Raw genomic sequence first — 13060 nt, 5'->3', positions numbered from 1 at the left:
AGGAGCGACCGAAGAAGGTCTTGGGCGGCCTGACCCCGACCGAATATGCCGAACAGTTGGCGGCCAAAGCCGCTACGATGAAACCCGGACTCTAAAGAGCTCCGCTACTGGAGGTGGGGGGGCGTCGCGCATCCAAGCCAAGCTTTCGCCAGACTTCGAGGAGGAGTACCGCAGCTTTGCCGCCAACCCAGGCAGCATCCGTCTGGTCCCCATCGAGTATTACCGCGTGGACTGGCTTGGGTTCTCCGGCAGCGCCGTGACTGTGCGTAGCGTGCCGGCCACGGCCTCGGTCGTTGATCCGGCATCCGTTCGACTCCAGTCCGGCGTCGACCATCACATGCAGCAGATCATCCGGACGCACTTGGACCCAAAGGAGCGTGTCGAACTGTCGCGGCAGTACCGGTGCCTGCGCCAGGCTTTCAGTGAGCAGGATGCAGTGAAGGCGATCAACGAAAAGCTGAAAGGGGACAGCGAATCACTGACGCAACGGGCGCTGAGTCTGGCCATCGACATATCTCAGCGATACACATGGGAGAGTGGTCTGGTTGCTCACCTGGACGATCTGCCCTTTCAGTTCGTCAGCAAGGGCGAGCAGAGCGCTCTGAAGACGGTCCTGGCTGTGGGAAGGAAGGCTGACGGCGCGCAAGTCGTGCTAATCGAGGAGCCGGAGGCGCACCTTTCGTTTGCTCACCTGCGGGCGTTGATGAAGCGCATTGAGGCCCAGTGTGAAGGGAAGCAGGTGATCGTCGCGACACACAGCAACTTTGTGCTGAACAAGTTGGGCTTGCAGAACATGATTCTGCTTGGCGAGGACTGTGCGCATACGCGCATTACCGATGTGCCCGAAGCCACGGTCGAGTATTTCAAGAAGTTGGCCGGGTTCGATACGCTCAGGCTTGTGCTCGCGAGAGGCGCAATCCTGGTCGAGGGGCCATCCGACGAGTTGATCGTCCAGCGCGGTTATTTGGATACGAAGGGTAAGTTGCCAATAGACGACGGGATCGACGTCATCAGCGTTGGTCTTTCGCATAAGCGCTTCCTTGACCTGGCGGTCAGGCTCAAGCGCCGGGTATGGGTGGTGACCGACAACGACGGCAAGACTTCCGACCAGGTCAAGCAGCGCTTCGCCGAGTACGCCGAATACGATTTCGTGTCGGTGCACACCGGCAATGATCCGGAACAGCGGACATTGGAGCCTCAGATCGTGGCGGCCAACGAGTTGACCACCCTGAATGCGGCACTCGGGAAATCCTATACCTCAAAGGAAGAGGCGGTAGCGGCGATGATCGCTGACAAGACCGGTGCCGCCCTAGCCATTTTCGAGTCCAATACCACGATCAAGATGCCGGAGTATCTGGCCGATGTCGTTGGCGCCTAGTAATACGGCGATCCTGGCCGCTGCTGGTTCACGCAAGACGGAATACATCGTCGATACCGCACTGGCGGTGACGGATGGCCGTGTCTTGATCACCACCTATACCAACGAAAACCAGCGGCAGATTGTCCAGCGCATCGAGCAGAAAGTCGGAACGATGCCGCCGCACATCTCCGTCATCGGGTGGTTCTCGTTCCTAATAGCGCACTGTGCCAAGCCCTATCAGCAGGCAAGGATCGGCGAACCCCTGCTGATCAACGGATTGAACTTCAAGGGAAGCAGGAATAGGTTCGCCAGGAAATCGGAGAACCGATACTTCCTGGACAGCAACAATGATCTATACAGGGACGGCGTCTCAGATTTCGTCGTCACGCTCAACAGCGACACGAACGGCGCGGTGATCCGAAGGCTCGAAAGCATATACGCGCACATCCTCATTGACGAGGTCCAAGACCTTGTCGGTTACGATCTTGATGTGCTGGACATGCTACTGGCTTCGACGGTCAGGCTGACGCTGGTCGGGGATCCGAGACAGCACACGCTATCGACCAATATCGGCCCGAGAAATAAGAAGTACCGCGGATCGGGGATCAAAGATTGGTTCGCGGAACGGAGCGGCGCCTGTGATCTGCAGACCCGGGACATCAGCTACCGATGCAACCAAACGATCTGCGACTTTGCGGACGCGATCTACCCGGACATGCCCAAGACGAGGTCGTCTGAAGTCGGTGAAACGGGGCATGACGGCATCTTCTACTTATCGCCTAAGCGGGTGGCAGAGTATCTTGACGAATACCGCGACGTGACCGTGCTGAGGGACAGCAAGAGAGCCGACACCTTGGGCCTGCCGGCGATGAACATCGGCGTGTCAAAGGGAAGTACCTTCAACAGGGTCATGATCTTCCCGACCAAACCCATGGTCGAATACCTCAAGAAACGGGACCCGACGAAACTGAAAGCTCCGGAACGGCTCTACGTGGCCGTGACGCGTGCAAGGTTCAGTGTCGCTTTCGTTGTCGGCGACTTGGCCGATCTGGGAGTGAAAACTGTGGCCGGAAGCGGGTGGTGAGGCCAATAGCAAACCTCAACGGAATTCATATCACTTCAGCAGGCGAGCGGCAGGATTGTCTTCTGCAGCTCCTGCCTGAAAGTAGCCAATCACGCTCGCAACAGATCGATGCTCGGTCATCGCCATTACAGCCGGCAGCGGCACCCCTTGCTTACCCGCTTCGGTCACAAACCCTGACCTGAGGCTGTGCGCGCCAAAGTCTCCCTCCAACTCAGCCAAGCGCGCCCGGCGCTTCACGATAGAGGCCACCGATCCCGGGAGGAGGGCAGGGCCAACTCGTCCTTTCCAGATGCGCCGGAAGATTGCCCCTTCGCGTATATCCGCTGCATCGAGCCAGTCCGTGAGTACTTGAGCACTACGCCCCAGGATCGGCTTGTCCGGCGTGGAATCCGCCTTGACCCCCGCTTGCTGGGTTTTCGAATACTCCAGTCGGTAGATGTAGCCGTCGTCGCCGACCTTGCGCAGGTCTCGCATATCCGCGGCCGCGATCTCGCTACGGCGGCGGCCACCACTGGCAAACCCGAAGCAGAGCAGGGCGCGATCGCGCAGACCTTCCAGGCTGTTGTCGCAGGTCGCGAGCATTGCCTCGAGCTCAGGCCGGGTAATCGCCGTCTTCTTGGTCGGCCGCTCGCCGCGTTTGACCGCAGCGCGTCGTGCGCGACTGAGCAGCGTCCGGACACTGGGCAACTCGCAGGGGTTGGTCAGGCGCTTGAGCTTATGGGCGGTGGACAGCACGGCCACGCGCTGCACCACGGTAGAGAGCTTGAGCGGTCCAACCCTGGCCTTGAGACCGGCCGCAACCAACGCCTGATCCAGCGCCGGCGGTAGTTCGCTGACCAGGCCGGTCTTGTTCTTGCGCTGGATGTGGTCGACCAGGAACTGGATCACCACAGCCTCGCTGACCGGCAGGCTCAGATCAACACCGTAGCGGCCTTGGTGCCAGCCGGCCCAGTAGCGCAGGGCGGTGGCGTAGCTGCGGGTGGTGTTAGCCGCAGCCGCTTCCGCGAGCAATTCGCGCACGGCGTCCGCGGCTTGCTGGGCCAACTGCTCGGGCAACGCCAGGTGGGTGGCCATCGCGGGGCTGGTCGATAATGTGCTATTTCGATTCATACTATGTAATGTACGTTATGAAATAGGGCGTCTACTAACGATAATCATCACTTATCGCGAGTATAGGATCAACGGGGTAGGGCGGCAGCGTAGGAGGCAGTTCCATGGCGCGAGGCATCACCGAATCGGACGTACACACCGCTGCGGATGCGATCGTCGCCGCCGGCGAACGGCCTACCGTTGAGCGCATTCGCGCACATCTGGGCACCGGCTCACCCAACACGGTGACCCGCTGGCTGGAGTCCTGGTGGCAGGGCTTGGGCAGACGTCTGAATATGCATCAGACGCAATTGGCCGTGCCTGACGCCCCTGAAGCAGTCGCTCGCGCGGCGGGGCAGTGGTGGGCCATCGCACTCGAGGCGGCCAAATCCAGTCTTGAGGCGGGGCTTTCGGTCGAGCGCGCGGCCCTGCAGGCCGATCGGGATGCCCTGCTGAAAGCTCGCGAGGCATTGGATGCGGAAGCGGTAAGGGTCCGCTCTGACTGTGAAACTGCGTTGGCGGCCAGGCGACTCGCCGAGGCGCAATCGACTGAGCTAGCTAGACTCGTCACTCGGCTCGAGGCGCAGGTGAAAGAGCTCTTGGGGCAGCGTGACGCGGCTGGCACGCGAGAGGCTGAAGTCGAAGCCTCCCGGCAAGCACTTGAACATCGATTCCAATCGTTTCAAGTAAGCGTTGACTCCGAACGCCAGGAGCTCCTGCAGCACATTCGAGCCGTTGAGGAACGAGCCAATGCCGAGATCGATCGTACGCGACTGGAAATGAAGGACCTAAAGGCTCAGCTAAAGGACCTGAGACAAATACATGCCGCGGCCGAGAAGGCGGCGCGAAAACTGTTAGATCAGGCGAAAGCTGAGTCCAAAGAGGTCCAACGAGAGCTAGAGCTTCAGCGATCGCGAGCAGTGACGGCGGAGAGCCGACTCGGCCAGCTGCAGGAAGTATCGGATGCCGTGGAAGCCGCAATCCGTCGTGCCGAAACATCGCGGGGGCAGAGCAGGGGTCGAGGCGAAGGGGGCCTCACCCCGAAGAAGCGGTCTAAGATTGCCAGCGGAAAATAGCGATGTGGCCACATGAGCTTACAACTTCCCTTGGATACACCCGCCTCCTCGGCCCGGCGCCGTAGCCTCTACGAAACTTGGGAATCCGCCGAAACCATCATTCAGGAGCTACCGGACCTCGAAACGCTAGCGTGTGACGGTCGAGTCTTGGCCGTTTGGGTACGCGAAAAAGGCGAACATAGGTATCCGGGCTTCCAGTTCAATCTGGATCGACAACCGATCCCCCAAATGAAGCCGCTCCTGCATTTGTTGCGTGGCCCGAACGGCCTGACTGACGAGGCGAATCAAGCCGGGTGGCTAGAGGTCGAGTGGCTCTACGCACCGCATGTACTGCTCGAAGGCAGTTCGCCTGCTGAGATACTTCCTCACGATCCCGAGCGCGTTCTGGCGGCCGCGAGAGAGGAGTTCGGGAAGGATCACCAGTTTTGATTCCGACAGTCGAGTTGGAGGGCAGTAAATTGGCGGCGGAGACGCACTGCACTACTCTGTCGTCGGCGGCACTCCTTCGGCCAACGGCGGATTGATAGTCATGTCCGGCGCGTCTCGTTGGGAATCAGCTACAACCAGCGCAGAGACCGACGATCGTCATGAACGCGAACGACGACCCTGATCGCATGCAGTTGGAACAGCTCATCGGGTTCGGCACCCTCCGTCGCCCGCTGGAATCGTGGTATGCGTTCGTCAGTCGATTGATTCGCGCCAATCTGCTCAACGACATAGACATTCGCAACCAGTTGCCCTCTGATTGGGTGCGGTGGGCTTTCGCGCCATATGACGTGCAGACCAGCGACTTGGCCGTCCCCGGCCCCTATATCGAGGAATTGACGGACCTGCAGCTGAAGCTTCGACCCGTTGCCTGGCAGCCATTTCCAGAACTGTCTAGCACACCGCACGAATGCTTGCGGGGCTGTCCGAAGTGTCTGCAGGCCGGATACCATAGTTATGCGTTGCAGGGCGATTTGATCGCACGGTGCCCGGTGCACAACGAAGCACTGGTCCACCGGTGCCCGCATTGCGATACCCAATTGTTGTGGCAAGCCCGCAGTCCAGGCCTCAGCGCCTTTCACTGCCCGGCCGGCTGTCTATTGCTGGAAGGCATTCACTGTGGTTTGCACGTGCCGCACGAAGGTCAAATCACGGTAGCACTGCAGGAGCACTGCGCCTGGAACCAAGCGGTGCGCCAGGCCGTCGAATTCGTGTCCGGACCGGTGCATATCGCCTATCCGCCGTATCTCGGGGTCGCGCCCTTGCGCATGCCTCCGCTCCCCTCTAAGGGGCTGCTCCCCGCGCTGCTGCATGTGTTGCAGGACACGGGCTTGGCGCTACCAGCCTTCGCGCCGTATCACGAGCAATCACACGGGCGTTGGACGTTGACCGTACAGCCATGGGTCCGGAGCTCAGCCGAGATATGCAACGATGATCAAGTGGAGGGCTATCGCCGTGCCTTTCGACGTGGGGCGTACCGTACGCATGTGCCTTTGGTCAATCGGGTGACCTTTGAGCATTGGCTGGTCGCCAGTGAATCCGTTCACGGCCGTTGGCACGGCGGTGTAGTGGAGGAAGGTAGCCTCTGTGCCACCTTCGTGCTGCCTTCATATCTGGTCACAAACAACGAACTCACTGGTTTGCGGCGTCTGCTCGCCCGTGGTGGCGACCCCCGATTAGCGTGTGCTCACTACCAGCAGGTGCTAATCGAGCTGTTCGAGCACGCTCGTCTGCGGCGTATTGCTCTGGATGCGCTGGAGGAACCGTCACCGCACGTCACCGTCGCGGAGACTTTCGAGGCCATCGTGCGTACGACGACTGGGTATTGGCGTGTGACAGGCCGCACCCGAGGCGATGACGAATCGCGCAGCAATTGGCGTGATTTTCGCGAACCAGCAGAGATGGCTAATGGCATCATTCACGTCACGCACCGGAATGGGCCTTACTGATGTCCAGCCTCCTATATCGAAGCAAGGCGGCCGTGCCCAGCTCGCGTCTGCGCGCGCATGTCTCCGCGCTAGGCTGCATCAGGAACTCGAGCTCGAACACCTTGCGGATGGCATTAGGCGATATAAGGTCGATCGGCCTCTAGCGTCCATCGACAGCTCGCCGGCAAATTGATTGGTCGAGGAGCTGTTGAATCCAGTCCAACATGCCAGCCTCGTAAAATTCTGAAACGGGACGGGAGAATCAGGCTTCGGGCCGGCGTGTCATTCGAAGAATGGACCGCGTGCCGACCTTGGCCGCACGGGCGGCTTTGACCAAACCGGAATGCTCGAGCCACTCGCGTTCGTAGGCCTTCCGCAGCCATTGCGGAGAGACTCGACTCCGGCCGCTGGCATCAGCCACACCTGCACGTTGCGCCAGCAGGCGGATCCTTCTTGCGATCCAGGTATGATTGAGCTCAGTTGAGGTATTGCGACGCGCCTTGCGCGCGAAAAACCAGTCCTCTCCCCCTTGAATCAGCTCATCCTCACGTAGCGCTCCCCAAGCTTTAATCAGGGTCGCTTCGTCACCTACGAAGCGGATCTTAGGTTGGGACGTCTGCAACTGCCCGATGGGATCACGAATTGTGAGCTCTACGGCATCTAGTTCTTCACCTTCCTGGACGACGGTGCCTGGGGTCAATTGACTGAAGCGCAACTTGGCGACCTGTGTCGAAGTCAGCCGGCACAGGAAGATGATGAGCGCTACGTCCATAGTGCCTTCGCGATTGTCGTTGCACGCACCGAGTAACGCCTTCACAGTGTTGTTCGCAGACATGGGCAACGCCATCGGAATACCGAGCGCCGCGCGTTCGGCTTCCCAAGCCGCATAGATTTCTGATTTTCGGCGACGTACCAATTCGCGATCAAAGCGCAGGTTCAATACACGATGGGCAATTTGGAGCACCTGCAGGCGCCAATCTGAGGTCGCGGGAGCAACGCAGTCGACGCGGGCGTTGTACCCAGCCTCGCGCAGGCCATCGAAAATGGCGAGGGCCATGCGCATCCGCAGCCTCCCCCCAACTGCCAAGGCGAGGTGGTCATCTATGAATTCCATCACCGTGTCCGAACTGACCGCAACGGGCGGCGCGGCGGCCAAGGGCAGGGGCATGCCGTAACGGAGTCGGTGCCACGTATCCCAGTAGCGCAGGCCGGCGGCATACTGCGCTATTGTCCGTGGCGCCATCGTTTGCTCGGTTAGAAGCCGATCGACCCAGTCCGCCATATACCCCGAACCTTGTGAGCAACACCGGGAAACTAAGCATACCCAAGTGCGGTCTAGCGCTCGCCAGCTCGCATATGCCAAAGGTTAAAGATTGGGCGCTACCGGTTGGTCGGCGCCCGAACGCGGTCTCGCAGCATCGGTTCTGTATCGAGAGGCTCTCGCAACTTGGGATACATCATTGCTGCGGAAAAGGATACGTATTGGGGCGAAAAGGGATACAAATTTGGGATGGCCGGACAGTGTCGACTCTTTCCGGCGCGCCTTCGGGCAGCACCGGTTTTGAGTTTACATAATATGCATTATGCGAAGTTAAGGAAGGTGCATTCACCAACTCTCCTTACGCTCCTTCCAGCTCAGCCAGCGCATCGGCCCCGTCCCTCCTGCATCAGTCATCGCCTGCCTATCGGACAGGTGGCCACAGGAAGATGCATCGGCGGCATGCCCCCCGACCCGACTGCGCCCTAACATGGACGCGCACTGGGATGCGCGGCGCAGCCATTGGGAGGCAGGATGTACGACACGAAGAATTCGGCCCCACGGGCTTTCCGGGCCCCGCGGGCCAGACGCGAGGCGCGTGCAATCCCGGTGCTGCCGGTCTTGCTGCTGTTGCTGGCGGCGGGTTGTGCGGATCAGCAGGAGCCGGTGGTGCCCGTGATGGCCGCGCCCGTGGTCCAGCAAGCCGCTCCGCCGCAGACCACGTTGACGCCGGCGGAACGCGAATCGCGACTGGCGGAGATCCGGGCCAAGCGCATCGAGGCGGCCCGGCTTGAACGCGAAGCGCGTGCCCGTGCCGACCAGGAGCGCGCGGCGCGCCAACAATCGGGTGGGCGCTGTATCGGCGGCGTGCTGTATCGCAAGCAAGGCAATGCGTGGGTGGAAGACGGCCGTTGCTGAAGCCTGCGGCGCGGCCTAGAACGTGATCGGGACCCGCGTCGTGAGGCTCAGGTCCGGGGTGTCTTCGGTCAGGCCGGCGCCGATGGCGACATTCAACGAGACGTGGTCGTTGAACCGGTAGGTTCCGCCGAGCAGCAGCGTACCGAGGTTCAAGCGGACGGAACCGGGAACGTCTTCCCCATTGTGCTTGATGCGATCGATCACGTTGTGGTCGTACCCGATGCTGATGGCCGCCTTCTCGTTCAGTGCGAGCCCCAGCCCGAGGTTGAGGCCCAGCACGTCACCGCCTGAAATGTCACCGATGAACTCTTCTTCGCCGCCCAGCACGCGCCGGGTGACGTTGGTGCGTTCGATGTTGTGCAGGTAGCTGACGGTGCCGAAGAACACCACGGGATCCGAAGGAAACAGCCATGTCACGCCCGGCTGGATGGCTTCGAAACCGCTGCCCGTCGGCATGTCCAGCGGCAGCCCGGTACCGGTGGCGTTGGCCACGCACCGGGTCACGCAATCGGTGATGACCTCGAACGGCCCGCGACCGCTGCGGCTCTTGTAGCGCAACCAGCCGATGTAGAACGGCTTGTCGAGCCCGCCCTGGTTGAGTTGGTAGCGGAACGTCGCCTCGATGTCGCCCAGGCCCTTGCCGCGCGCGTTGAACACGTTGTCCTGTGCCGACCCGGTGAAGATCTCGCGGCTGACGGTGTCGCTGTGCACATAGACGTACGGCACCTTCCCTTCGATCTCCATCCGGTTGTTGATGCCGTAGCGCGCGGTCAGGGTGGCCGTGGTGGTGTTGATCTTGACCTGTCGCACGTCAATCAGGCCGATCAGGATGGCCGGGATCACGGTGTATCCCACGAGGGCGACCCGGTTGTTGCCGTAATAGCCGTACTGCAGGCTGGGTTCCAGCACGAAGCGGCGTGCCGGCGTCAGCACGCCGGGCTGATCGAAGATCTGCGCCACTTCCGGGGGCCGGGTATCGGATTCGGGCGCCTGTCCGACCGGCTGCGGTGGGTCTGCCTGCATGCCCGCCGTCGCGACGGCGGGCGCGGCCTGCTCCGCGGGTGCGGCGGACTGCTGGGGTGCGTAGGCCGTAAGCGCGGGCCCACGCCCTGTCGCCCCGGCCAGTATCTCGTCATCGAGGGCCCGCTGGAGCTGGTCGAGGTGCTGCTGGCGCTCGGCCAGCGTCGCGCGCATGTCGTTGAGCTGGCGGCGCTCGGCGTTGATCTGTTCCTGCAACGCTTGCAGGCGTTGCTCGCGCGCGCCGTCGTCGGCGCCAGCGGCCCGCGTCGGCCACGCCGTGCAGAGCACGAGCAGGAGCGTGAGGCTGAGTAGCTGCCGTGGGGGCTGCAGCGGGCATCGACTCATTCGGGGCTCCTTGTGTCCAATGGATTCATCCGTGGCCAGGCGTCAGGGGCGCAGGGCACCGATCATCGCGCCGCTCAGGGTGTCGTTGAGATTGATCGACTTATAAAGCCCCAAGGTGTCCACCGACACGTTGAGGCGGGTCAGGCCGCTGATGGCCTGGTTGTCGCGCGTGTTCTGGATCACCAGCCCCCCTGCCCCGCTGCCCGGCATCACGACGTTGCCATCGCCGATCTGTACGACCGTGCCGCGCTGGAACTCGGCCAAGGCCAGGGCCTGTTCGGGGGTGATGCGCACCAGGTCGGGGATCTGCACGGACACATGGGCGACGAGATGTCCGTTGACATGGACCAGCCGCTCGATGCCGAACGAGATGAGCGGACCACCGGGTAGCTGGAAGCCGCCGCGGATGTCGTCCAGACGCTGCGGGTCGACGGGGACCCAGGCCTCCCCCAGCTCGCGGGAAGGCGGCCCGGCCGCCCAGGCCGGTGCGAGGGCGCCCAGCGCAAGCGCGAGGACGAGTACGCGCAGGGCGGTTGGCATGCGCTTGACCATGGCCTAGATATCCCCCGGTCCCCGTCGCGGGACGGTGATGCCGCGCAGACCGTCGCGCTGGATGCCCATCGACAGCGGCGCCGGCGGCGCCGTGCGCCAATCACTGCCCTGGTTGAAACGCGCGAGCGAACGGTGGCTGTGGATCACGAACAGGACGCGGTTGTCCCACAAGGCCTCGAACCGCGAGCGCGGCATGGCCCGCGTGCCTCGCGCAGGATCGCCGAGCAGCACGCGCCCGTTCAGCAGCCCCTTCACGACCACGAAGTGGCGGTAGCCCCGATCATTGAGCAGGACGATCGCAGGCACCCCCTCCTCCGCCAGCTTTTCGAGCGGAAGTTCGAAGCCGTCGGCGTCGTACCCCATCGACGCGAGGTACCGCCGCATGTCGAGCATCGAGAAGCCTTCCCGCTGGATCTTCGCCTGGTCGCCCTGGTTGTACATGCGAACGAAGACGTCTTCCTCGCTGACCGGGTGGCCGTACTGGAAGCTCAGCAGCGTCGCCGTCGCGGCGGATCCGCAGCTGAAGTCGTACTGCTGCGGGATGGTGGTCCGGTAGCGCGCCTCCTTGAGGCTGGTGATCCGCACCTGGTAGCTGCCGCCCGGTGGCACGCGGACCTCATTGACGCTGGCCGCGCTCGTCGCGGAGGCCATCGTCAACATGCCCGCGAGCAGGCATGCCGTGGCACGTGCGGGTCTCATGGAGTCGGATCCGCGAACTGCACGCTGACGGCCGTGCCCGCCTGGATGAGCACGTTGCTCCCGCTATTCTGCACCACGGTGTTGATGCCGGCTGCGTGGCCGAACGCACCGTTGGCCACGACGTTGTCGCCGCTGACGACGTGGTCGGCGGTGTTGTTGTCCACCCGCCCGTCGATCAGCACGTTGCTTTGCGAATTGTCGCCTCCGCGCAGCGCATCGAGGCGCTCGCTCGTGACCGCCTGCCATCCATCGCGTTCTGCGCGGGCCTGGGGTTCAAGCGACGGGGGCGCCTCGAGGGGGCCTTGCGGCGGCGACGCCCACAGTGTCGGTGCCAGCCCCAGCAACACGGCCAGGACCAGCGGGGGCGACACCGGGAATCGGCGCGGCTGATGAAGCGTTGTAAGGGACGATGGAGACTGCATGGCGTGCATTCCTTGAGCGGCGGGTCCGAATACGTCCGTGGCCAGGGCCCCTGTCCCCCGCCGACGAACGACGGGGGAGGCCTCCGGGCCGGAAACGGCATGCCGGCCAGCGGTCGGCATGCCGTGGAGCGCTCACGTCATGGGCCGACCGTAAGGTTGGCCTGCACGGTGATGCCCTGCTGGATCAGCGAGGCCATGCCGCTGTTCTGCGCCGCGACCATGATGCCGGCGGCGTTCTGGCCGACGCCCGTCATCACGTTCGAGGTGTTGAACGCTCCGGCACTGTTGGCGACCGAGCCGCCGTTGCCGCCTGCAGCCCCTGCGCCACCCGATCCCGCGCCGCCCATGCCGGCGCCACCGGTGCCGTCGCCGCCATTGCCGCCGTCTCCGGCATTCGCGGTCGCGTTGCCACCGTCGCCGCCGTTTGCGGCGCTGTTGCCGCTGCTGGCGGTTGCATCGCCATTGGTGCCGCCGCCGGCCGTTGCGGTGCCCTGGCCGATGCCGTCGCCGCTCGAGCCTCCGTCGCCACCGGCGCCGGCATTGCCGGAGTCGCCTGCGGTGCCCGTGCCGGAACCCGACCCCGAGCCGGTGCCGGAGGCGGAGTCACCCCCGGGGCCGTTGGCCAGGCCGGCGCCGAGTCCCAGGCCAAGCCCGAGGCCTGCCGCGCTGCCACCTGCGCCGCTGTCGCCGCCATCTCCACCTTCCGCGCCGGCGGCGCTGCCGCCTACCCCGACGCCCAGGCCGATTCCGCCACCGGCGAGGTTGGCCGCGCCTGCATCGCCGCTGCCGCTGGTGGCGTCCCCGCCACCCCCGCTGCCGGCCGCCGCGCCACCGCCATCGCCGCCGTCCGCGCCGTTGCCGGTGCCGCCCACCGCGATGCCACCGAGGCCATGGCCGCCGTTGCCGCCGTTGCCGCCGTTGGCGTTGCCGCTGTTGTTGGCGACATTGCCGATGCCCCAGACCTGCACGCCGGAGACCGTCCCGTTGAGGTTGGTTTCAGCGACGGCGGTGGAGGTGTTGAAGGAATTGTTGAGGCTGGTGCTGGCGTTGCCGCCGTTGTTCGCCGCGGCGGTGCCGATACCGGCTGCGCCCGCTGCGCCCGCGTTGTCGCGGTTGTTGCCGGTGCTGTTGTCACTGTTGTCGGAATTGTCGTCGAGGTCGACATCGACGGCCACCTGCAGGTTCTGGCCCGGACCGTTCTCGTTGTTCGTCGCCTGGGCGAACAACTGTCCGCTGAATCCCAGTCCCAGCAGGACTGCCGATGCAATCAGAGTTCTACGAATGCGCATGATTGATCTCCTTTTTGCGTCGCTTCAACGCCACA

General features: G+C 63.2%; 13 protein-coding genes. 6 read left to right on the top strand and 7 right to left on the bottom strand.

Annotated features, from left to right (window positions below):
* Both H4F99_RS12555 and H4F99_RS12550 read left to right on the top strand, forming a co-directional pair.
* The coding region (locus tag H4F99_RS12555) for an ATP-dependent nuclease (RefSeq protein ID WP_182670077.1) at positions 1–1378 on the top strand (1378 nt) is incomplete at its 5' end.
* Entirely contained in the window at positions 1362–2444 is a 1083-nt protein-coding gene (locus H4F99_RS12550) for a UvrD-helicase domain-containing protein (protein WP_182670076.1), read from the top strand. The genes H4F99_RS12555 and H4F99_RS12550, both read left to right, overlap by 17 nt.
* A gap of 30 nt (positions 2445–2474) precedes the next feature.
* On the opposite strand, the gene H4F99_RS12545 is transcribed toward H4F99_RS12550, so the two are convergent.
* Entirely contained in the window at positions 2475–3518 is a 1044-nt protein-coding gene (locus tag H4F99_RS12545; protein ID WP_182670075.1) for a site-specific integrase, read from the bottom strand.
* Positions 3519–3658: 140 nt separating this feature from the next.
* Here H4F99_RS12545 and H4F99_RS12540 point away from each other — a divergent pair, with 140 nt between their 5' ends.
* The 3 genes from H4F99_RS12540 to H4F99_RS12530 all read left to right on the top strand — a co-directional run bounded on the left by H4F99_RS12540 (position 3659) and on the right by H4F99_RS12530 (position 6543).
* Entirely contained in the window at positions 3659–4609 is a 951-nt protein-coding gene (locus H4F99_RS12540; protein ID WP_182670074.1) for a DNA-binding protein, read from the top strand.
* Positions 4610–4621: 12 nt separating this feature from the next.
* Positions 4622–5038, top strand: coding sequence for a hypothetical protein (locus H4F99_RS12535; RefSeq protein WP_182670073.1), 417 nt, complete (start codon positions 4622–4624; stop codon positions 5036–5038).
* A 158-nt stretch (positions 5039–5196) separates the two neighbouring features.
* Entirely contained in the window at positions 5197–6543 is a 1347-nt protein-coding gene (locus H4F99_RS12530; RefSeq protein ID WP_182670072.1) for a hypothetical protein, read from the top strand.
* A 241-nt stretch (positions 6544–6784) separates the two neighbouring features.
* On the opposite strand, the gene H4F99_RS12525 is transcribed toward H4F99_RS12530, so the two are convergent.
* Positions 6785–7804, bottom strand: a complete 1020-nt coding sequence (locus tag H4F99_RS12525) for a hypothetical protein (protein ID WP_182670071.1) — start codon at positions 7802–7804, stop codon at positions 6785–6787.
* Between the two features lie 597 nt (positions 7805–8401).
* On the opposite strand from H4F99_RS12525, the gene H4F99_RS12520 reads away from it, so the two are divergent.
* Entirely contained in the window at positions 8402–8698 is a 297-nt protein-coding gene (locus H4F99_RS12520; protein WP_182670070.1) for a hypothetical protein, read from the top strand.
* 15 nt (positions 8699–8713) lie between these two features.
* Here H4F99_RS12520 and H4F99_RS12515 read toward each other — a convergent pair whose 3' ends face one another.
* The 5 genes from H4F99_RS12515 to H4F99_RS12495 all read right to left on the bottom strand — a co-directional run bounded on the left by H4F99_RS12515 (position 8714) and on the right by H4F99_RS12495 (position 13025).
* Positions 8714–10063 carry an acetate kinase gene (locus H4F99_RS12515; protein WP_182670069.1) on the bottom strand — a complete coding sequence of 450 codons (1350 nt, stop codon included), beginning with the start codon at positions 10061–10063 and terminating at the stop codon, positions 8714–8716.
* A 42-nt stretch (positions 10064–10105) separates the two neighbouring features.
* On the bottom strand, positions 10106–10603 hold the full coding sequence (locus H4F99_RS12510) for a hypothetical protein (RefSeq protein ID WP_182670068.1): 498 nt from the start codon (positions 10601–10603) through the stop codon (positions 10106–10108).
* A gap of 15 nt (positions 10604–10618) precedes the next feature.
* A complete protein-coding gene (locus tag H4F99_RS12505; RefSeq protein WP_182670067.1) occupies positions 10619–11314 on the bottom strand; it encodes a C39 family peptidase in 696 nt (231 codons plus the stop codon).
* Positions 11311–11685 (bottom strand): hypothetical protein, encoded by a 375-nt coding sequence (locus H4F99_RS14515; protein WP_246371985.1) that lies wholly within the window; start codon positions 11683–11685, stop codon positions 11311–11313. The genes H4F99_RS12505 and H4F99_RS14515 overlap by 4 nt, the downstream gene beginning before the upstream one ends.
* 188 nt (positions 11686–11873) lie before the next feature.
* On the bottom strand, positions 11874–13025 hold the full coding sequence (locus tag H4F99_RS12495) for a hypothetical protein (RefSeq protein ID WP_220481156.1): 1152 nt from the start codon (positions 13023–13025) through the stop codon (positions 11874–11876).
* Between the last annotated feature and the right edge of the window lie 35 nt (positions 13026–13060).

The organism is Marilutibacter penaei (assembly GCF_014145395.1).
Lineage (GTDB): Bacteria > Pseudomonadota > Gammaproteobacteria > Xanthomonadales > Xanthomonadaceae > Marilutibacter > Marilutibacter penaei.
Note: the sequence above shows the minus strand (reverse complement) of the source record. Positions and strands in the feature narration are given on the sequence as shown.